The 19,429-nt window shown below is 37.1% G+C and carries 20 protein-coding genes and 1 pseudogene; 16 read left to right on the forward strand and 5 right to left on the reverse strand.

Features of this window, described 5'->3' with window-relative positions; genetic code table 11:
* The first annotated feature begins 13 nt into the window (after positions 1-13).
* From CARFE_RS0107635 to CARFE_RS0107655, 5 genes are all read left to right on the forward strand, one after another.
* Positions 14-790: a TIGR00282 family metallophosphoesterase gene (locus tag CARFE_RS0107635; RefSeq protein ID WP_034541877.1), complete on the forward strand. Its 777-nt coding sequence runs from the start codon at positions 14-16 to the stop codon at positions 788-790.
* A 120-nt stretch (positions 791-910) separates the two neighbouring features.
* A complete protein-coding gene (locus tag CARFE_RS0107640; RefSeq protein ID WP_028052328.1) occupies positions 911-1,171 on the forward strand; it encodes a stage V sporulation protein S in 261 nt (86 codons plus the stop codon).
* Positions 1,172-1,247: 76 nt separating this feature from the next.
* Positions 1,248-2,132 (forward strand): dipeptidase, encoded by an 885-nt coding sequence (locus CARFE_RS14685; RefSeq protein ID WP_051250225.1) that lies wholly within the window; start codon positions 1,248-1,250, stop codon positions 2,130-2,132.
* Positions 2,133-2,159: 27 nt separating this feature from the next.
* Positions 2,160-3,311 (forward strand): aminotransferase class I/II-fold pyridoxal phosphate-dependent enzyme, encoded by a 1,152-nt coding sequence (locus tag CARFE_RS0107650; RefSeq protein ID WP_028052329.1) that lies wholly within the window; start codon positions 2,160-2,162, stop codon positions 3,309-3,311.
* On the forward strand, positions 3,308-3,733 hold the full coding sequence (locus tag CARFE_RS0107655) for a DUF3842 family protein (protein WP_028052330.1): 426 nt from the start codon (positions 3,308-3,310) through the stop codon (positions 3,731-3,733). Before CARFE_RS0107650 ends, CARFE_RS0107655 begins: the two co-directional genes overlap by 4 nt.
* On the opposite strand, the gene CARFE_RS14690 is transcribed toward CARFE_RS0107655, so the two are convergent.
* The gene (locus CARFE_RS14690) at positions 3,734-4,009 is read right to left on the reverse strand and encodes an alpha/beta-type small acid-soluble spore protein (protein ID WP_084138863.1); all 276 of its coding nucleotides are present in this window, start codon (positions 4,007-4,009) and stop codon (positions 3,734-3,736) included. It abuts the gene before it with no gap.
* A 134-nt stretch (positions 4,010-4,143) separates the two neighbouring features.
* Here CARFE_RS14690 and guaB point away from each other — a divergent pair, with 134 nt between their 5' ends.
* On the forward strand, positions 4,144-5,595 hold the full coding sequence (gene guaB, locus CARFE_RS0107665) for an IMP dehydrogenase (RefSeq protein WP_011344097.1): 1,452 nt from the start codon (positions 4,144-4,146) through the stop codon (positions 5,593-5,595).
* Here the strand turns inward: guaB and CARFE_RS0107670 are convergent.
* Positions 5,583-6,443 carry an AAA family ATPase gene (locus CARFE_RS0107670; protein ID WP_028052332.1) on the reverse strand — a complete coding sequence of 287 codons (861 nt, stop codon included), beginning with the start codon at positions 6,441-6,443 and terminating at the stop codon, positions 5,583-5,585. The two genes, guaB and CARFE_RS0107670, sit on opposite strands and share 13 nt — an antisense overlap.
* Positions 6,444-6,471: 28 nt before the next feature.
* On the opposite strand from CARFE_RS0107670, the gene CARFE_RS0107675 reads away from it, so the two are divergent.
* The 6 genes and pseudogenes from CARFE_RS0107675 (at position 6,472) to CARFE_RS0107700 (ending at position 13,602) form a co-directional block, all read left to right on the forward strand.
* Positions 6,472-7,764 carry a vWA domain-containing protein gene (locus tag CARFE_RS0107675; RefSeq protein ID WP_161625132.1) on the forward strand — a complete coding sequence of 431 codons (1,293 nt, stop codon included), beginning with the start codon at positions 6,472-6,474 and terminating at the stop codon, positions 7,762-7,764.
* Positions 7,765-7,877: 113 nt separating this feature from the next.
* On the forward strand, positions 7,878-9,212 hold the full coding sequence (locus tag CARFE_RS14695) for a hypothetical protein (RefSeq protein ID WP_034541878.1): 1,335 nt from the start codon (positions 7,878-7,880) through the stop codon (positions 9,210-9,212).
* A 60-nt stretch (positions 9,213-9,272) separates the two neighbouring features.
* A pseudogene (locus CARFE_RS16830) lies at positions 9,273-9,704 on the forward strand (ASKHA domain-containing protein).
* 115 nt (positions 9,705-9,819) lie between these two features.
* Positions 9,820-11,070 (forward strand): 2-hydroxyacyl-CoA dehydratase subunit D, encoded by a 1,251-nt coding sequence (locus CARFE_RS0107690; RefSeq protein WP_028052334.1) that lies wholly within the window; start codon positions 9,820-9,822, stop codon positions 11,068-11,070.
* Between the two features lie 23 nt (positions 11,071-11,093).
* The gene (locus CARFE_RS0107695; protein ID WP_028052335.1) at positions 11,094-12,725 is read left to right on the forward strand and encodes an acyl-CoA dehydratase activase; all 1,632 of its coding nucleotides are present in this window, start codon (positions 11,094-11,096) and stop codon (positions 12,723-12,725) included.
* Between the two features lie 130 nt (positions 12,726-12,855).
* Complete coding sequence (locus tag CARFE_RS0107700; protein WP_028052336.1) at positions 12,856-13,602, forward strand: glucose 1-dehydrogenase; 747 nt, start codon at positions 12,856-12,858, stop codon at positions 13,600-13,602.
* A gap of 350 nt (positions 13,603-13,952) precedes the next feature.
* On the opposite strand, the gene CARFE_RS15605 is transcribed toward CARFE_RS0107700, so the two are convergent.
* Entirely contained in the window at positions 13,953-14,654 is a 702-nt protein-coding gene (locus CARFE_RS15605; RefSeq protein ID WP_154652741.1) for a 4Fe-4S dicluster domain-containing protein, read from the reverse strand.
* An 80-nt stretch (positions 14,655-14,734) separates the two neighbouring features.
* A complete protein-coding gene (locus CARFE_RS0107715; RefSeq protein WP_028052337.1) occupies positions 14,735-15,046 on the reverse strand; it encodes a pyridoxamine 5'-phosphate oxidase family protein in 312 nt (103 codons plus the stop codon).
* A 293-nt stretch (positions 15,047-15,339) separates the two neighbouring features.
* On the opposite strand from CARFE_RS0107715, the gene CARFE_RS0107720 reads away from it, so the two are divergent.
* Complete coding sequence (locus CARFE_RS0107720; RefSeq protein ID WP_028052338.1) at positions 15,340-15,879, forward strand: carboxymuconolactone decarboxylase family protein; 540 nt, start codon at positions 15,340-15,342, stop codon at positions 15,877-15,879.
* 151 nt (positions 15,880-16,030) lie between these two features.
* Here CARFE_RS0107720 and CARFE_RS0107725 read toward each other — a convergent pair whose 3' ends face one another.
* The gene (locus CARFE_RS0107725) at positions 16,031-16,732 is read right to left on the reverse strand and encodes a Crp/Fnr family transcriptional regulator (RefSeq protein WP_028052339.1); all 702 of its coding nucleotides are present in this window, start codon (positions 16,730-16,732) and stop codon (positions 16,031-16,033) included.
* Positions 16,733-16,953: 221 nt separating this feature from the next.
* Here CARFE_RS0107725 and CARFE_RS0107730 point away from each other — a divergent pair, with 221 nt between their 5' ends.
* The 3 genes from CARFE_RS0107730 to CARFE_RS15610 all read left to right on the forward strand — a co-directional run bounded on the left by CARFE_RS0107730 (position 16,954) and on the right by CARFE_RS15610 (position 19,226).
* Positions 16,954-17,529, forward strand: a complete 576-nt coding sequence (locus CARFE_RS0107730; protein WP_028052340.1) for a DUF1638 domain-containing protein — start codon at positions 16,954-16,956, stop codon at positions 17,527-17,529.
* 264 nt (positions 17,530-17,793) lie between these two features.
* Complete coding sequence (locus tag CARFE_RS0107735; RefSeq protein ID WP_028052341.1) at positions 17,794-18,267, forward strand: hypothetical protein; 474 nt, start codon at positions 17,794-17,796, stop codon at positions 18,265-18,267.
* A 452-nt stretch (positions 18,268-18,719) separates the two neighbouring features.
* A complete protein-coding gene (locus CARFE_RS15610) occupies positions 18,720-19,226 on the forward strand; it encodes a DUF4367 domain-containing protein (protein ID WP_051250227.1) in 507 nt (168 codons plus the stop codon).
* Positions 19,227-19,429: the final 203 nt, after the last annotated feature.

Consider the following 19,429-nt stretch of genomic DNA (forward strand, 5'->3'; position numbering starts at 1 on the left):
GGAGGATATGGCTTTGAATATTTTAATACTCGGGGATATAGTAGGACGGGTGGGACGTCGAGGGGTTAAAGAGGTTATTCCCCGGATACTGGAAAAGCATATGGTAGATTTTATCATTGCCAATGGGGAAAACGCGGCGGGAGGAAATGGTTTAACCCCGGAAATTGCTCAAGAACTATTTGCCGCAGGAATTAACGTTTTAACGATGGGAAACCACACCTGGGATAAAAAAGAAATATTTACCATAATCAATGATGAAGCGCGCATTATTCGTCCGGCGAATTACCCTCCCGGGACCCCGGGACAGGGGTATGGAATTTTTAGGGTTAATGGGAAAAATGTTGCGGTAGTTAACCTAATGGGACGGGTATTTATGGCCGAATTGGACTGTCCCTTTCGCAAAATGGACGAAATACTTTTAGAACTGCAAGATGTTGATTACATAATTGTAGACTTTCATGCCGAAGCTACTTCGGAGAAAATAGCCCTTGGCTGGTATCTGGATGGCAGGGTTTCTTTAGTTTTTGGCACCCATACCCATGTACCGACGGCCGATGAACGGATTTTACCCGGGGGAACCGCCTATATTACCGACGTTGGGATGAGTGGGCCGTTAAATTCGGTGATTGGAGTTAAAACTAATTTGGTACTCCAAAAGTTTTTAACGCAAATGCCTCAAAGATTTGAAAGTGCCAGCGGTCCCTATATTGTTTCCGGAATTTTGGTATCCCTGACGGAGGATGGCAAAGCAGAAAACATAACCCGTATTCAGTATATTGAGGGGGAGTAAAGGGGAAATTCCCAGTAAAAATTTAAAAAAAATTTAAAAATAAAAAAGGAAATTTCCCTAAAATAGCGAATATATGATATACCAGATATAGTAAAATATACAAACTAAGGAGGTTTGCTAATGGAAGTGTTGAAAGTTTCAGCAAAGTCTAATCCAAATTCGGTAGCCGGTGCTTTAGCTGGGGTTATCCGGGAAAGAGGCAGCGCGGAGTTACAAGCTATTGGTGCAGGGGCGATTAATCAAGCAGTGAAAGCTGTGGCGATTGCCCGTGGTTATGTAGCGCCCAGCGGCTTGGATCTGGTATGCATCCCTGCCTTCACCGACATCGTTATCGACGGTGAAGAACGGACTGCCATAAAATTAATTGTTCAGCCCCGTTAAAAAGTTTTAAGTGAAATGCCTGTTTATCTTAACGATAGACAGGCATTTATTCTTTCTAAGGAGAGTGAAATGATTGATGATTATCGACTGTCATCTGGATTCTTTAGTATTTTACTATAATAAGGGTTTAAATTTTTTTAATGAAATTGATCCAGAAGCTCAAACCAGCTGGAGAAGTTTAAAAGAAGCAGACGTTGTACCATTTTTAGCTATCTACATTGAAGAAAAATTTAAACCCGATGGAGCCTGGGAAAGATTTATCCAGATCTATAATTTTTATCAGAATTATTTAAATAGCTTGTTTAACCAAGAGAAAACTTCCTTGTACTTAAGTGTGGAAGGTGGGGAAGTAATAGATAATCTTTTGCGAATTGAACATTTAAAGCAACTGGGGGTAGCTTCTCTTACCCTTACCTGGAATTATAAAAATTTAATTGCCGACGGTGTTTTAGAAAATAACCCCCAAGGCCTTACTACTTTTGGCCGGAAGGTGGTGCGGAAATTAAACGAGAAAAAAATTCTGATAGATGCTGCCCATCTTGCTGAACCCGGATTTTGGGATTTAATAGATTTATCGGAAAAACCTTTTATTGTCTCCCATGCCAACTGCCGAAGCCTTTGTGACCATCCCCGTAATCTTACCGACCGGCAAATAAAAGCTTTAGCGGCAAAAGGCGGGGTAATTGGAATTAGCTTTGTCCCGGACTTTATATCTGCCGAATTTCCCACCTTAGAAAAGTTAGTGGCCCATTTTATCCACGTTGCTGAAATTGCAGGGGTTAATGTATTAGCAATTGGTTCTGATTTTGATGGAATGGAGAAAAGAGCTGAAGGAGTAGAAGATTGTAGCAAGTACGAAAATTTAAAGGAAGCGTTATTGAGGGCCGGATTTTTACCCGGTGAGGTTGAAAAAATATTTTACCAAAATATTGATAGAGTTTTAAAAGAAGTGTTATATTAATTTTAAAAATTAAAAGGTGGGTAGGGGATGAAATTTTCAACCGGTATTTTTGACGAATTATCGATGCTGATTAAAAAAGTATCCAAAGAGCGCGACGTGATAAATTTAAGCATCGGAAGTCCCGATTTACCGCCACACCCTAAAATAATTGAAGTGTTGGCCAAAGAGGTACAGGATTTCCAAAGCTATGGATATACCTTAAATCCAGGCTTAGAGGAATTAAGAGAAGGTTTAATTGCCTGGTATCAAAAAAAGTATGGAGTTAATTTAAAAATTGATGAAACCCTTGTATTACTCGGCTCGCAAGAGGGCTTGGCTCATTTACCCCTTTCTTTCTTGAATCCGGGAGATCTGGTGTTAGTACCAAATCCCGGTTATCCTATATATGAAGCGGCAGCAAAACTTGCGGGAGCGAAGATTTATTATTACCCTTTATTAGAGGAAAATAATTATCTTTTGGACATTGAAAAGATTCCTTATGATATTTTACGGACGGCAAAAATTATTTTTCTCAACTACCCTAATAACCCTTTGACTGCCATGGCCAATTACGAATTTTTTGAAAAACTTGTATTTTATGCCAAAAAATATGGTTTTATCTTAGTTAATGATTTGGCTTATGGAGAATTAACTTTTGATGAGACCAGAAGTATTAGTCTTTTAGAAATTCCTAAAGCAATTGACGTTGCAGTTGAATTTTATTCCGTTTCAAAATCATTTAATTTAGCGGGAATCAGGGTAGGTTTTGCTGCTGGTAATCAAAAGGTTATTTCCGCTTTAACAATATTAAAATCAAATATTGATTACGGCGTTTTTAAGCCTTTGCAAAAAGCGGCTTTAGAAGCGTTTAAGCTTAGAGAGGTTATTATCCCGGATTTAGTTAAGACTTATGAAAAAAGGAGAAATGTTCTTATTAAAACTTTATCCGAGTATGGCTGGCAAGTAAAACCTCCTTTAGCTACAATGTTTGTCTGGGCCCAGCTTCCTGATGGAATAAAAGATTCAAGAAAGTTTTCTTTAGATCTTCTCACCAATGCTGGTGTAGCAGTAACTCCGGGTATCGGATTTGGAGACCTCGGTGAAGGGTACGTTCGAATTGCCCTGGTGGCGGACGAGGATAAACTTATAGAAGCAGGAAAAAGAATCGGTGAATATTTGCAGTACAGGAGGGTAGTATGAGAATTGCGGTTATTGATGGTCAGGGCGGAGGCATTGGGAAGTACATTATTGAAAGAATACGTAAAGCTTTTGGTCAGGAGATTGAAATAATCGCTATTGGAACCAACAGTCATGCAACTTACAGCATGTTAAAGGCAGGAGCAAATGAGGGGGCAACGGGCGAATCTGCTCTTATTTATAATTTGTCCCGGGTTGACATCATCTTGGGCCCGATTGGAATTGCTTTTCCCTACGGGATGCTTGGGGAGATTACACCGGAAATGGCAAAAGCTTTTTCCTTGGCCAATATTAAAAAAATTTTGTTACCACTGGCCCGGGAAAATTATTTATTTGCGGGAATTGGTGACCTGCCTCTTCCCCATATGGTTGATGACATGTTAGAGCTCTTAGCCAAAGAAATACAAAAAAGAAGTGGTAATTAGCTACCACTTTTGTTGTAATTGCTGTTCTGCCAAGGCAATTAATTTTTTTACCATGTTACCACCAATTTTTCCACCAAGCCTTCCACCAACCCGGCCGCATTCCCGGGATGGAACTTCACCCCAGTAGCCGTCTTTAACTTGGTCATAAATACCGATTTCCCTGGCGGCTTCGATTTTCATTTTTTCTAAGTTTTGTCTGTAGGTGGTGTCGTCGGTGCCGATGCCAAGTTCCCCGGCAACCTCATATTTAAGTTTTTCCAATGGTGATTTTACCACTGTCACCACCTCCAATTATATTTTTTGTCAAATTAAAATAATTATTCGAACAATTATTGGGGTATAAGTATAAATTTTGCAAAATGTGATAAATTTGATATAATTGATAAAATAATGAAAAAGGAGGAATTAGAATGGAGTCAAAAATAGTTAAAGAAGGATTAACTTTTGATGATGTACTTTTGATTCCTGCAAAATCGGAAGTATTACCCAGAGATGTGGATACTACTACGCGTTTTACGAAAAAGATCAAATTAAATATTCCCATAGTTAGTGCAGGTATGGATACGGTAACCGAAGCGCGGATGGCTATAGCTATGGCCCGGGAGGGAGGAATTGGGGTCATACATAAAAATATGTCTATTGAAGAGCAAGCGATGGAGGTGGATAAAGTTAAACGGTCCGAACATGGAATTATTGCTGACCCAATATCGCTGTCGCCGGAGCATTTAATTAGAGATGCTTTGGAAATAATGGAACGGTACCATATTTCAGGAGTACCCATTACCGTTGAGGGAAAGCTGGTAGGAATCATAACCAATAGAGACTTACGCTTTGAATCGGATTACAGCAAAAAAATTGCTGATGTCATGACCAAAGATAATTTAATTACCGCACCGGTAGGGACGAGTTTAAAAGAGGCGGAAAAAATACTGCAAAAGCATAAAATAGAAAAGTTACCTTTAGTAGATGAAAATTTCCATTTAAAAGGTTTAATTACGATTAAAGATATTGAAAAAACCCGGAAATATCCCAATGCCGCAAAAGACGAAAAAGGAAGGTTGCGGGTTGCAGCGGCGGTCGGGGTTAGTCGAGACATGATGGACAGGGTTAAGGCTTTAGTTGAGGCTAAAGTCGATGCGATTGTGGTGGATACTGCACACGGTCACTCCCGGGGTGTACTAGAGGCAGTATATAAAATCAAAAGCAAATATCCAGAAGTGGAATTAGTTGCCGGAAATGTGGCCACTGCTGAAGCTACCGAAGATTTAATCAAAGCCGGTGCCGATGCGGTAAAGGTGGGCATTGGTCCAGGGTCAATTTGTACCACCCGGGTAGTGGCGGGGATTGGGGTTCCGCAAATTACTGCCATTCTTGATTGCGCTGAAGTTGCCATGAAGTATGATGTACCCATTATTGCCGATGGAGGTATTAAATATTCCGGGGATATCACCAAGGCATTAGCCGCGGGTGCTGATACAGTTATGCTGGGAAGTTTGTTGGCTGGAACCGAAGAAAGCCCCGGGGAAATTGAAATCTGGCAAGGGCGGAGCTATAAAGTTTACCGCGGAATGGGTTCTTTAGGCGCGATGAAAGAGGGAAGCAAGGATAGATATTTCCAGGAAAACGAGCAAAAGTTGGTGCCGGAAGGAGTAGAAGGAAGAGTTCCCTTTAAAGGGCCTGTTTCGGAAACTATTTTTCAATTAATTGGTGGACTTCGGGCAGGAATGGGATACTGTGGTGTTCGCAATATTTATGAATTAAAAACCAAAACAAAATTTATCAAAATTACTCAGGCAGGGCTTAGAGAAAGTCATCCGCATGATGTAACCATTACAAAAGAAGCGCCCAATTACAGCTTGTAATTGGGCAGCTCTTTTTCTTTTACGTATTTTAAATCTTCCCAGTGTTTAAGTAACACGCCCAGGGTGGTATCCAGTACTTCGGGATTTAATGAGGTTAAATTTAATAATTTTATAGTTTTGGCCATTTCCACCGTTTCGGCAATGCTTGGTTTCTTTTTTAAATCCCGGGATCTTAAACGGTTGGCAAAATCTACGATTTGGCCTGCAAGTTTGGCATCAATTCCCGGAACTTTGTTTAAAATGATTTCAACTTCCCGCTCCCGGGCGGGATAGTCAAGGTAAAGATAAAGGCAACGACGCCTCAGGGCATCGGAAAGTTCCCGAGAGTTATTGCTGGTAATTATGATAAACGGTGGATTTTTGGCTTTTATCCTACCTAATTCGGGGATGGTTATGGCATATTCTGCTAAAGTTTCTAAAAGGAAACTTTCAAACTCTTCATCGCTTTTATCAATTTCATCGATAAGCAAAACGGTTTTAGTTGCGGAAGTTAGAGCTTTTAAAAGGGGGCGGGGTAGGAGAAACTCTTCACTGTATAAATCCTTTTTTACTTCTTGCCAGTTATTTTTTACCGTTTGTAAAAACAAAAGCTGCTTTTGGTAATTCCATTCATAGAGGGCTTTGGCCTCATCCAATCCAGGATAACACTGAAGCCTTAAGAGCGGAACTTTTAAGGCTTGACTAACTGCAAGGGCAACTTCGGTTTTGCCTACGCCTGCCGGGCCTTCAATTAAAAGCGGTTTTTCTAAATTGTAGGCTAAATAAATTGCGGTTGCAATTTGCTTATCGCTAAAATAACCCACTTTGCTCAAACGGGAAGCTATATCTTCGGGATTTTTAAAAGGCATTATGTTCCCTCCTAAAAAGGTGATTGACATGATGGAACCTTTACTTGATTTTATTAATTATCTGCGGCGTCAGGGGATTACCTGCTCTCTTGCCGAAACCATAGACTTTTTTAACGCCCTCAGCGCTTTAGAACGACCTTTAACTATCCAAAACTTCAAGAATATTGTAAAAATTACCCTGGCCAAAACTCCCGAACAGCAAAAAATTTTAGACGATATTTTTTCCTACCTTCTAATTGAAGATTATAACTTAAATTTACCAACTTTAAAAGATAAGGGTGAGGATGCGGGGGATTTAGGCTTACCGTCGGGGCAAATTGGTAATGAGGAAAGTTTATATTTTTTACTCCGCATTAACAACGAAGAAGCCATAAAAAAGCTATTAGGCAGCCAGGAAAATTGGTCGGCGGAGATTAAAGAGTTTTTAGCTAACGTTAAACGGAAAATAAATTGGTATGAAAATCTTTATAAAATTGAAAAAGAATTTGGAATTGATGTGCGTAAACTAACTGAAGAAGAGTTAGAAAAATATTTAGTATATCTTTATAAAAATAAAAACCAAAATTTTAAAACCAAGCCTCTCCAAACAACCCTTGACCTGACGGAAAAGGATCTTTTAGAAATAGACCCGCTGGAAAAAGCAGTATTGGATGGTTATCTTAAAAAAATTGCTCAAAATTTAGCCTGGAAAAAAAGTTACCGAAAAAAGCTGGCAAGGCGCGGACTTTTTAATGGCCCAAACACTTTCCGGTTAACCCTAAAAACCGGCGGAGTTCCCACGCAAATAGTTTATCATCAGTATAAATTAAAGCCGGCGGAAATTATTCTTTTACTGGATATAAGTGGTTCCATGGCAGATTACTCCAGCTTCTTTTTAAAATTCACCTATCATATTGCCGAACGGTTTCAAAAAATTAATTTATTCTTATTTGTGGATAAAGTAACCGATGTCACCAACCTTTTAAATTTGCCCTACCGGGAATTTATTGAAGCTTTGGAGAAGGAAAAGTTAAGTTATACAGGCTTTTCCGATTACCGGAGAGCTTTTTTAGAGTTTTTGCAAAATAAACCCAAGCTTTTAAACAGGCAAAAAGTATTGATAATTTTGGGAGATGCAAAAAATAACTGGCAGGATTCCGGTGCGGAATATTTAAGGGAAATTAAAGAAAGGGTAAAAAAAATCTTTTGGTTAACCCCTTTAACCATGGAAGAAACAAGTAAAACCGATTGTGTAATTCATGAATACAAACCTTTTATTGATAAAATATTTTTATGCCGAAGCTTAAAGGATATCGAAAAATTTTACCGGGACCTGTTTTAAATTTGTTTTATCTTGACGAAAGGTTTTTTTATGACTAACAATTTTCGCGGCAGGAAAAAAATGCCAGAAAATTGAATAATACTACCATCAAAATAAGATCTGAGGTGGTAGTATTGCGCCTTGCCAAAAACTTAAACTCATTAACCGATATTTTAAAAACGGTTCTGTGTTATTTTCCCTGTATGTCGGAAGAAGAGCTGGTAGGCTATGTCCGGGCAAAAATGTTAAAGGAATTTTCGTATAGGGAAATTCTGGAGAAAACCCGTAACTGTCTTAAGCAAAATCCCTGTTTTTACCAGAATGAAGAAGGCTTTTGGGCGGTGCGCAAAGAGGGAATTCGGGAAAACGATTCTTTTTTTAAACAGGTACTAATCAGTAAAAAGCCGCAAAAATATACCTTAAAGGACAAAAAAAATAAAAAAGTTCAGCAATTAAGCCGGGACAGTCGGTTTGTGCAGTTAGATGATGGTTCCTGGGCTTTGACCTACTGGTTAATAAATGAAAGTGATTTTTTATTGCGGGAAAAAATTGCCCGAGAACTTATGATAGAAGAATTGAGGCTGGAGGAATTAGCAAAAAGAGTGGATTCTTCACCGGAAAAAGTTTTAAAAATATTAAAAAAGTATCCTTTTTTTGAGCAAAACGGTTACGGTTATTATAAATTAGACCTGAAACTAAAAAAAGTATACGCTCAGGCTTCACTGAAATATATGGATGTCATTAAAAAGTTAAAAATGTTTTATGCTGATAAAAAAAGTAAAGTTAGTGCCGAAGTTTTAGCCCAAGCCCGGGAAGCTTTAGAGCAAGCTGCGGCGGTCCAGTTATTGCAGAGAAAAAGTCAAGAAGAAATTAATGAGCTTTGGGAAAAAATTGCGGAAAAAGATTTTCTTTTGGCTTTACGGCGGGAAGAATTGATCCGGATGAGCCGGGAAAATGAAAAGCTAAGGCGAAAAGCCGATAGTATCTTATACCAGTGCCGCCTCTGGCATGCTCGCTATCAGCGGGTAATCCGGGATAAAGAAGAACTTCTGGTAATTAAAGAAAAATTAGAAAACTCTGTTGTAAATATGTTTCAAAAGTTAAATGCCTATCGGGAAAAAGATAAGGAAAACCGAAAAAAACTTTTTGAGCTTAAAAATACCTTTGAAGAAAAAGTGGCTAAGCTTGAAAAGGAAGTAATTGAAGTTCAGGAACAATTCAAGAAAGCGGAGGAAAGCTGGCAAAAAAAAGAAAAGAAATTAAGGCAGGAATTAGAGCGGTACTCCCTTGATTTAGGATTCCTTTTAAATGAAAAGGAATCCCTGGAAAAGCGAGAAAAAGAACTTTTAGAAGAAATCGAAAAGCAAAAGGAAATCATAAAACACCAGGAAGATCTTTTAAAACTGCCGGTAATAAGTATTTTATGTAAGATAGTAACCTGGTGGCGGACGGTAAATTTAAATATTTGAAAGCTCCCGTGATGGGAGCTTTTTTTCTGAAATCATATTATTTCATACCAACTTTCCGACATCGAACGTTTTTATGTCGCCGGAGGCTTTGGCCAGTATCTTCACCTTGAATCGGCCATTACCATTGGTTTGTATCCAGACTTACCCCGGGATAGGATGGTGCGCCTGGGTAACTCTCCCGGAGAAGGGGCCCGACTGGTACTTTAATCCAAGCAGAAACGGGTCGAGGCTGGGGCCATTGCGCGTAACATTACCTACTTCGAGTTCTATGCCAGCCAGGCCTTTATGAATAAATTCGTCGGCAGCATGTTTTTGCCTTATACTAATCTCGACTATTTCCCTCTTTTTCAAGCAGGGTTTTTTCTTTTTAGAGGAATTTTGGGAAAGATGCCGAATAAGGAAACAGAAAGGACCAAAGGAGAAGAAAAAGGCTTTCCAAAGTCCATACCGTTACCTATAACGGTATTAATAGAAAAAAATGGGGATAGATAAAAAACGCGGGCTACCGGGGATGGAGGTAGTGAGCCTTCCCGATACGGCGGTCAAGAAAGCCCGGGAGCGGGTAAATTGGCGATAAAAAACTTGGGGATAAGAGGCAGTGATGAAAATGGATGTAGTTAGGTTTTACAGTAATATTATTAAAAGAAATATGGATAAACCTGAAAAAATAAATAAACTTATAAATTTTGGACTTACTACTGCTTATTACTATGTAAGCATTTTTAAAGATAAAAGGGGACCCAATTCTTTACATTATCTAACTAAATACTGTATAAAAAGTATAAAAGATTCATTAGAAAATCCTCAAAATTCTGCCTGGGTAAACATTTTTTCACCCTGTGAGTTTTTAATTGCTCTGGATATAAAGCCCTTATTTATTGAAGCATATTCTTCTTTTATGTCAGGTTTTTTTATTGAAGATTATCTTATTGATACTGCCGAATCTAGGGGGATATCAAATACTTTATGTAGTTATCATAAAACTTTTATCGGGGCCAATGAGCTTAAAATTCTTAAAAAGCCAGAATTTATGCTAACCACTTCCAGCATTTGTGATGCAAACGTACCTACCTTCAGGTATCTTTCTAAAAAACAAAACGTTCCATTATATATTATCGATGTGCCTTATAAGTACTCTAAAGAAGCCGTAGCTTATGTAAAAAAACAGCTTATAGAAATGGTGGAAAAACTTGAAGAAGTTTTTAAGAGAAAGCTTGATCTTGATAAATTAAGGGAAGTTGTAAAAATTGAAAATAAGACAAGAACCCTCATAAATAAGTATTTAAATTATTTAAAAGAAAAAACCCTTTTGATTCCCATGACTTTTGAAATGTATATGCTTTTTGCATCTCATATATTTATTGGGAGCAAAGAGATATTAAAGTTTTATGAAATGCTGCTCGACGATATAAAAAATGCTCCCCCAAGAAGTGGAAAAAGTATATTTTTTGTTCACCTTCTCCCTATATTTGAGAAAAATTTTCAAGATTATTTTAATTTTAGTAATAAATTTCATATTGCTGGAAGTGATTTAAATTTTGATTATCTTGACGAAATTGACGAAAAGGACCCTTTTCGCGGAATTGCTGAAAAACTTATTTTAAATACTTTCAATGGTGAAATGGAGAGAAAAGTCACCAGAATTAGAGAATTAATTGAAAAGATAAAACCAGACGGAATAATACAGTTTTGCCACCTTGGCTGCAAGCAGTCCATAGGTGGAACTTTTATCATTAAAGATCTTGCAACAAAAATGGGTATCCCATTTCTTTATTTAGATGGCGACTGTGTAGATAAAAGAAATAACCAGGTGGGGCAGAACAGGACGAGGCTGGAAGCTTTTCTGGAAATGCTTTAGTAATGCCCGTAGGGGGTGAAAACTTGGTAGGTTACGTTTGTAAATATACTCCGGTGGAAATTATTGAAGCCTTTGGAGAAAAACCGGAAAGGATTGAATCGGGAGGTAAGTCTTATGAACGTGCCGAAGCCCTGCTTCATCCAAATACGTGCAGTTTCGTGAAAGGAGTCTTGGAAAATATTATTGAAAATAATATTGAAGAAGTGGTTTTGACCAGCTGTTGTGACAGTATAAAAAGACTTTATGATGTTTTAAAAGATAGAGTAAAATTTATCTATATTCTGGACCTTCCCAGAAAAAAAGATACTTTTGCGGTAGATGTATTTTATAAGGAAATTATTAAATTTATAGATGCGTATAAAGCATTTAAAAATAAAGGCTTTACTATAGAAAATTTCTTGAAAATTTTAGAAGATAAATCATCCTTCAGAAAGATGCAAGAACCATCTGAAAGTATTGCGATTTTAGGTGCAAGACTCAAAGATGATGTTGTAGAAAAAATTAAAAATTCCTGCTCAGTAAATATTATAAATTTTACATGTACAGGTGAAGACAGAATGTTCAATATTGAATCAGAAGATAATTTATTAAAAGGCTATGCGGCATCGCTTCTTAATTTAACGCCCTGCATGAGAATGGCGGAAGATCGGAGTAAGTTCTTTAATAAAGACTTCAAGGGTATAATTTACAATACTATAAAGTTCTGTGATTATTACTCGTATGAGTATGCTGAAATGAAAAGTCAGTTAAATATTCCTTTTTTAAAAATTGAAACTGACTATACTGATTCTAACAGTGGACAGATTTTAACAAGGATAGCTGCTTTTTTTGAAACAACTGACATCAAAAAAATGGAACAAAAAAAAGCTAAAAAAGGATATTTTGCAGGAATTGACAGTGGTTCTACTTCTACAAATGTCGTGATTATTGATGAAAATAGAAATATAATGTCATATTCTATTATACCAACGGGGCCTAAGGCGTTAGAGAGTGCCTTTAAAGCTTTTGAAATAGCATTAAACAATGCAGGAATTAAAGAAAAGGATATAACATCGATAGTAGCTACAGGATATGGAAGAGTAAGCATTCCCTTTGCAGATAAAATGGTCACCGAAATTACCTGTCACGGTAAAGGGGCATTTTTTATAGACAATAGGGTGAGGACCGTAATCGATATAGGGGGACAGGATAGCAAAGTAATAAGGCTTGATGAGAGCGGCAATGTTATTGATTTTGTAATGAATGATAAATGCTCCGCCGGGACAGGCCGGTTTTTAGAAGTGATGTCAAGGACTTTAGGTATTTCAATAAATGAAATGGCCAAAGTACATGCGGAAGTAAAAGAAAATATCACAATTACCAGTATGTGTACAGTATTTGCGGAATCGGAAGTAATATCTCTTATTGCTCAAAATAAGGACCAAAGGGATATAATCCATGCTCTTAACAAATCTGTTGCTTCAAAAGCAGTTTCCCTGGTTGACCGAATAGGAAGAAAGGGCAAATATATGATGACTGGTGGCGTTGCCAAAAATCAAGGGGTAGTTACGGCAATCGAAAGCAAGCTTGGTGAAAAACTTGTAATCCCCGCTGAACCTCAGATTATTGGTGCGCTTGGAGCAGCACTAATTGCCTTTGAAGGTACAAACGGATAACCTAAATAATTTTTGTATACACACATTTTATCCGTAAAGAAGGGCTTAGAGAAAATGTAAGATTACAGCGACCTCTTAATCTTTTCGACGCCTTCACTGAGACTTTAAAGACCTGGGAGGAGAGAGCAAGATGGGTTTCAAGGACAAAGTAGTGGTGGTTACAGGTGCCGGCCGGGGTATAGGACGAAGCATTGCCAGGATGTATGCCGAACATGGGGCGAAAGTGGTCATTGCCGACCGGAATTTTCAGGATGCGCTGGAAACAGAGAGGCTTATCAGCGAGGAAGGCGGTGAGGCCATGGCAATCCTGGCCGATGTCAGTAAGCCCGAGGACGTTATTACCCTGATGGAAAAGATTGAAAAGAGATACGGCAGATTGGATATTCTCATAAACAATGCGGGGTTCGGGTGCTGGAAGTCACCCTATGACCTAACTGTGGAAGAATGGGACAGCGTCATAAATACTAATTTGCGTGGCACCTTTCTGTGTTCCCGGGAAGCGGCGAAGATTATGAGAAAAGGCGGTGGAGGCGCCATAGTAAACATAGCCTCCACCAGAGCCATCATGTCCGAGCCCAATTCCGAAAGCTATGCAGCTTCAAAAGGCGGTATCCTTGCTCTCACTCATGCGCTGGCGATTTCTCTTGGCCCTGACCGCATAAGGGTTAACGCCATAAGTCCCGGATGGATTGAGACCGGGGAATATGAAAAACTCCAGGAAATTGACCATCTTCAACACCCTGCCGGGCGGGTGGGAAAACCCGAAGATATAGCCCGGGCCTGTCTTTTTCTTACAGCCGAGGAGAATAGTTTCATTACCGGTGCAAATCTGGTGATCGATGGCGGGATGACCCGGAAGATGATTTATGAACCATAGAAAATGTTCAGTGTTTTCAAAGCTTTTCAGTTACAATTACCGGCTTAAAATATCTTGCGGCCTGCTTTTTTAAGCAGGTTTTTTGTTTTTAAAGGAATTTGGAAAAATATGTCGAAGCTATTTTTTTAGATTGGAAAAATGACAGGGAAAAGGATCATGCCGGTATAAAAGTTGAAATGGAGTACAGTTATAACAGTTATAAATAAAGATGATTCCAAAGAACAAAAGTATAATATTAGGTGCCATTGGGTTTAATGTGACCATAAAGGAAATGATTCAGGTAATAGCCGCAATACAGTTACCCCCCATCTACGGCAAACCATGCTAGGTTTTCAGGTAAGTAGCTTATGTCAAATGTTCCTTTTCCCATTACAGTTTTGCACAGGATATGGGCAAGCGGAAACACATAAACCACAACGTTTCCCGGAATTTACAACAAAAATATAATGAGCACATTTTTCCTTGTTAATTGTCCATCCGGTTTGCGGAGAATAATTTTTTTCCCAGTTTTCTAATGCACCAGTAGGACATATCTTTACACATCTTAAGCACTTTTTACAAAAATCACCAGTTAGAGGTTCATTATATTTTAATTCGGCAGTGGTAATTACACTTGCCAGACGTACCCGTGGTCCATAAGCAGGAGTTATTAAAAGGTTATTGATACCAAATTTCCCTAAACCACAAAGAACAGCTGAATGTTTATGGGAAAAATCGCCTTTAAGACGTGAATAATCCCCAATAGCAGCTTCTGGGCCAAAGGGGATACTTTCAAATCCTCGTATTTCTAGAAAACGCGCAATTTTGTGTGCCGCCTCAAGTAAGATGCGGTTTGCAACATCAAATTCTATCATATACTGATTCCTGGTTTGAGGAAGGTTATTGATTGGCCCGTTATTCAGGTGGTAAGCAAAGGTTATTACACTTCGAGCATTGTGTAAAAAATCCTTTGGACGGTGCCCTTCTGGTGCGTTTTCATAACGTATCGCCGGTGCAATACCAATTGCCGATAATTGCAATGTCTGACTAAATTTAAGTAACTCCTCAGTCAACAAAAGTATCACTTCCCCTTTTTAACCTTTAAATAACAGCACCGGCATAAATGCCGGTGCCTCCTTTTATAGCATGTATTTTACAGTAATTCCTCCGCTTTTTCAGCTTTAAATAAAACTTGTTGTTCTTCTATAGTGGCAGTTCCGATAAGTCTGTAACCTTTGGGTCCACCCTCACGAGTAGCAATTACTACTTGCATTTTCCCATTATCCTGAATATTCTGTTGCGTTGTTTTCATTTTATAGATGCCGAAAACAAGAGTATCATCTTCCCGGATTTCCTTTACTTGTCCTACCACAATCAGGTGCGGTTCTCCCTGGCGGGATACAGTAACGATAGGTATTATAGGGGCTTTGGGGATTAACATTTGAATTTCTTTTGTGATAACCACTTATATTCACCTCCTTTTTGCGTTGTTTTAAATTAATATAAAGCAGTTGACAGGTGGAGGTTGTAAAATTTTTTACTTCATTTTAATTTTTTTTGAAATTTTTCATTGAAAGTAACCGTTTGCCTATCAGTATCGAAAGATTAAATAAGCTTTGCCGATAAGATGAATATTAACCATCTGTTGTTCAATCAAAAAAAAATTAATCAAAAAAGTTAAATATTTTACAATTTAAGTTTTAAGTTTATTTATAATTGGAATCAGGTATAAAGTTATTTTAAAAAGGAGGAACAAAAATGGCGAGAGTTAAAATGATCGAAGTAACTGAGGCTTCTGGAAAAGTAAGAGAAGTATTCGAAGATATCAAAAAACATTTTGGCATGGTTCCTAATTTGTTTAAAACTTATGCATTGAAGCCAGAGATACTTGAGGCTAATTGGAACAAAGTCAAAGCAGTAATGGTGCAAGGGGAGCTAAATAGAGAATTAAAAGAAATGGTAGCGGTAGTAGTTTCCCGCGCAAACGGTTGTAATTACTGCGTGAGAGCTCATAGTGCTGCCTTGAAAATGCTTGGAATCCCCAAAGAGACAATAATACAAATAGTTGAAAACATCGATGACGCAAATATTCCTGCTGAATTAAAAAAAGTTTTGACTTTTGCAGTTAAAGCAACTAGAGAACCTAATAATATCTCTGAAGCCGAACTAAATGAAATCAAGGCTCTTGGATACAGTGATGCCCAGATTGTGGAATTACTTTCCGTTGTTGACCTGTATACTTCTTTCAATAAATTTTTAGATACCTTGCAAGTAGAGATTGACTTTCCTAGAATATAAAATACATTGTTACCGAAAAAATAGAAAAATAAGTAGGGAGGCTGAGATGGCCCTCCGCCTCCCCAATAACTTCCAACCATACTGTTAAAAATGTAATTCTTTCTTCCAGCGTTCAATTAATCTTTTTGCAAAGAAAAATGCTTTTCAATAACTAAAAATCGTTTTTTGAAAAGTGCTTTTCAATACATGAGTCATTTTTTAAAATATACCATTTTCCCGAACGAGCTAAGATGCCTATATTCCGTAATTCTTTCAGAGCCTGTGCAACCATTACCCGCGATGCTCCAATCATATTAGCCAATTCCTGTTGAGTTATTTCTAACTCTATTACTGTTCCACTTTGAATTTTTCTGCCATATTCTTCAGCAAATTTATTTAATAATCGCAGCAATTTTTCTTTTACAGATATACCTATAACTCCGCTTACGTGTTGTGTAGTCTCATATAATTTTTGCCCAAGATATCTTATAATTTTTATGGCAAAATCAGGATTTTTTTTAAGTAAATCTTCAAACTGCTGGCGACTAAAACAACAGACCATTGCATCTTCCATAGCGACCGCACTAAAAATGTGTTCCTGGTCCAAATTTTGAAACAATGCAGTCTCGCCAAGTACTTCTCCAGGTCCAATAACGTCAAAGATTATTTCCCGCCCTTCGTCTGTAACCTGTACAAGTTTAAACTTACCTGCTTTAATTAAATATACAGTATTAACAGGGTCTCCTTGACAAAATAAAAAACTTTCCTTACTTACTCGCTTTTTTGAGGTGCTTAAACAAACATTAACGAACTCCGATAAGTCTAATCCTTGAAAAATTGGTAATTCTTTTAGACAGAGTAAACAACGCTTCATTTCGTTCACCTTTCTTCATTTTATAAATTAACATTTTGCTCTCGTCAATGATTGAGTTCTAACAGCAACGGTAGCTGATCTTAACGGTAGTTCGATTCGATTGAGTTTACTTAAATTGTAACTAAAAAAAGCAAATCCTAATGTAAAATTTTTTACACGTTTGCGCAAAAGTGCAAGCTTATAATATTACCATATAGAAATGTGTGGGAGGATTGGTAAAGATGTCAAAATGTCTTATTTGTTGCGGTATTTTACAAAAGGAGCTTGAACAAATCTTTAAAGAGATTGGGAACAGGAACAATGTGCCTGAACGTATATATCTTGAGCCTGCATTACATGTGGATTTTGATAAGCTAAAAACTGAATTAGAAAGTACTCTTGCAAATCAGCAAAAAAAGAGTGAAAAATTATTTCTTGTTTACGGATTACAATGTCATCCGGAGATGAATGTGTTAGCTCAGAATTATAAAGCAACAGTAATACCGGCACAAAATTGCATAGATATGTTGTTGGGAGATAAAATAAATTTTTTAAATCAAGAAGCTAAAACTTTTTTTCTTACCCCGGGATGGCTTGAAAATTGGAAAAGTATTTTTATAAATGGACTTGGCTGGGATAGTATTACCGCCCGTCAAAATTTTGGTTTTTATGAGCGAATCCTGCTCTTGGATACTGGAATAAAAACTTTCAAAGAAGAAGAAATTTTAGAATTTTTTGATTACACACAGATACCGATAGAAACTCATGAGATAAGTTTAAATAATCTGCGTCAATTAATTTTGGACACCCTTAAATAATAATACTCTGGAAAACTTTCATACACGTCCAAAGCATAGCCGTTTAGCTGTAATTATTTCTACAGGGAGCTGAGCGGGGTTTTTAATTTTGAAAAGGCGGATACTTTACATCCCAATATGGGCAATCATATTTATTTCAAACTAAAGTACATCACATAATTATTCATTTATTACAAATGAAATGTGGATAAGTTCTGAAGCGAAAGTAACTTTTACCCATCCGTGAAAAATAAACATCAGTTTTTAAAAAGGAGTGATTATTAAATGAATGCGTCATTATTGAAAATTAGTTTGTTACTTATTTCTATAGCTTTAGCTATAAGTGTTGTTGCATTGGTTGCACCATCAAATATCTCTCACCCATTTCCCCAGGATAAATATAATGAAAATCCGGCTCCTGCATTGCATGCTACTAATAACCTTTCTGAAGGTCATTTTATAACCAAGGAACAAGCTATTGCAAAGGTGTCTGTTGGCAAAGAAGGTGAATTAAAGTCGGCGGAATTTGTGACTTGGAAGCAACACTTAGCAAATGATGAGTCAAAAGAACAATTGGTAAATACTCAGATAGATCCTGACAGAATGGTATGGGTAGTAAAAAATTATTTTCCAAATGGGTTAGATACAAAAGCTGGGTTTTATGAAAAGGCTACTTTAATTTCTGTATTTGATGCCCAAACCGGACAGTTATTGGAGTCAACTGTTATGGGAGATTGGAAAGGGCAAAGGCTGCCTTAAAACATGTGATAATAAGGAAGTAGTTACAAATGTAGACAGGCAAAGTGATTATGGCGGCTATCTTATTTACCGGGAAAATTTTGTAACCGGATTTAAAAGGATTGAAGCGCTTGATAAAAACTTGAAAGTAATTTAATTAAAGGGTGTTTTGAAGTAGTTAACTTAAAATTTAAATAATGAAATCCTTGAATGTAAATTTAAAGGGATGATATTATGAAAATAAGAAAGAAAATTATGACAGCTTATAATTATTGCTATTTTCGTAATTTCCCTGCCTGAAATAGCTTTAGCACATCCTATGCAAGACAATTGGAATAACGACTATGTAGGTTACCGCTTGTTCAGGATGGTACATTGATTGTAGTTTAGTAAATCTAAATGATTACTGGCATGTAGATCATGACTTTTAAAAATTAACGGTTATTTCCTTAAAAAGGAAGGCGCGTAATAATATGAAAAATTTTAAAGTGTGGCTTTTACCAAGTATCATACTGATATTAACCTTTTGGGGTTATTTTTATGGTTTAGCTGAAAATAATAATACAGTTAATGTAAATTTATATACTAAAAATTCTAATATAAATTCTGATAATAATGAATTATCTTTACCGTCCGAATTAAAAACACCTAAATATTTGCCCAAAGGACTTGTTTTTAAGAAAAAAACAGTTGAGAATGTTGGTGTTCTAAAGGCAGTAATACAAGGGTGGCAAGATATAAAAAACGAAAGGAGATTTTTGGTAATTATACAATCAAATGATAAAGGAAGTACAAAACCAAGTGAAATTAACGATGCGACAAAAATAAAGATTGCAGGAACTGATGCTTGGTTGTTTTATGAAAGTGAAGGAGAACCAGTAAAAATTATGTTCTGGAAAGATAGTTGTTATTATCTTGTAGGAGGATTAAATATATCTGTTGAAGACCTAACAAAAGTGGCAGAAAGTTTGTTTAAATGATATTGAATACAGATGAAAAGAAACGAGGTAACATCAAGTGTGTTTGGCAATATAAAAATGCATAAAACGGCAAAGAAAAATGCAGAAAAAATATTGGCCATTGCCAGCGTAAAAAGATACATAAGAGTTAAAATTTAACAGTTTGAGAGGGCGTTTTTAAATCTATAACTCTCACCCTTAAACACCAGGATATGAGCATGGTG

Origin of the sequence: Carboxydothermus ferrireducens DSM 11255 (assembly GCF_000427565.1) — a bacterium.
Taxonomy (GTDB): Bacteria; Bacillota; Z-2901; order Carboxydothermales; family Carboxydothermaceae; genus Carboxydothermus; species Carboxydothermus hydrogenoformans.